The organism is Micromonospora sp. NPDC049891 (assembly GCF_040660295.1).
In the GTDB taxonomy this organism is placed as follows: Bacteria; Actinomycetota; Actinomycetes; order Mycobacteriales; family Micromonosporaceae; genus Micromonospora.
Genome location: NZ_JBFAML010000093.1, coordinates 1 through 1094 on the forward strand (window position 1 = coordinate 1; position 1094 = coordinate 1094).

The 1094-nt window shown below is 61.8% G+C and carries 1 protein-coding gene and 1 pseudogene; both read left to right on the forward strand.

The features are described 5' to 3' along the window. Positions 1-238 (forward strand): annotated as a pseudogene (locus tag AB0I71_RS32655) (hypothetical protein); the annotation flags it as partial. A gap of 16 nt (positions 239-254) precedes the next feature. Further along, positions 255-1067, forward strand: coding sequence for a cytosine permease (locus AB0I71_RS32660; protein ID WP_357591230.1), 813 nt, complete (start codon positions 255-257; stop codon positions 1065-1067). Positions 1068-1094: the final 27 nt, after the last annotated feature.

Genomic DNA, 1094 nt, shown 5'->3' on the forward strand with positions numbered 1-1094 from the left:
GGTGGGGGGCATGTTGATCCCGTTGGTGGGGGTGATCTTCTGGCCGCGCGCTACCAGCGCCGGCGCGATTGCCAGCATGCTGACCGGCAGCCTGTGTGTGGTGGGGCTGATGATCTGGCACGGCATCGATGCCAACAGCCCGATCTACGGCGGTCTGCTGGGCGGCGGCATCGCCTTCGTGTTGGGCAGCCTGTTGAGCCGCCCGGCAGCGCAGCTGCAGCCGCAAACCGAGCGTTGAAACGACGAGGTGGGACATGAACAATCGCAATGTGGCGTCACGCCCAAAAATTGAAGTGCGCTCGATAGACTTTGTGCCCCATCACGAGCGGCATGGCAAGGTTTGGCATCAGGCGCCGTTTTGGTTTACCGGTAATTTCGTTTTGACGACGATGGTGGTCGGTTTCAGCGGCCCGGCGTTGGGGTTGGGCGCGCTTTATTCGATGCTGGCCATTGCCGTCGGCGTGGGGTTCGGCACGTTCTTCATGGCGTGTCATGCCAATCAGGGGCCGCGCATGGGGCTGCCGCAGATGATCCAGTCACGGGCCCAATTCGGCCTGCGTGGCGCCATCGTTCCCTTTGCCGCCGTGGTGTTTGTTTACATCGGTTTCAACGTGTTCAACGTTATTCTCGCGACCGATGCGATCAACACGGTGTTGCCGGGCCACCGTCTGCCTTGGTATGCGTTGCTGATCGCGGTGGCCGTGCTGTTGGCGATCGTCGGCCACGACATGCTCCATGCGGTGCAGCGCTGGCTGACCTATGTGATGATGGCAGTGTTCGGCGTGCTGACGGTCGGCGCCGTGTTGTCGCTGCGGATGGACGCCGTCGTCGGCGCTGGGCATTTTTCGTGGGCGGCCTTTTTGATTCAGCTGTCGGCCGCCGCCGGCTATCAAATCAGCTACGCAGTGTACGTTTCCGACTACTCGCGTTATTTACCGCATGAAACGCCGTCGGCCAACGTGATCTTTTGGACTTACCTGGGGGCGGCCGGATCGGCGCTTTGGCTGATGTCGCTGGGCGCGTTTCTGGCTTCAGCCTTACAGACGGCACGGCGGTACACGGCATGATCCATCCATGAGGGCGTCGCTGGCCGT

Coding starts and splice junctions, on each gene's coding strand:
- AB0I71_RS32660 (WP_357591230.1), top strand. CDS start 255: ATGAACAATCGCAATGTGGCGTCACGCCCAAAAATTGAAGTGCGCTCG.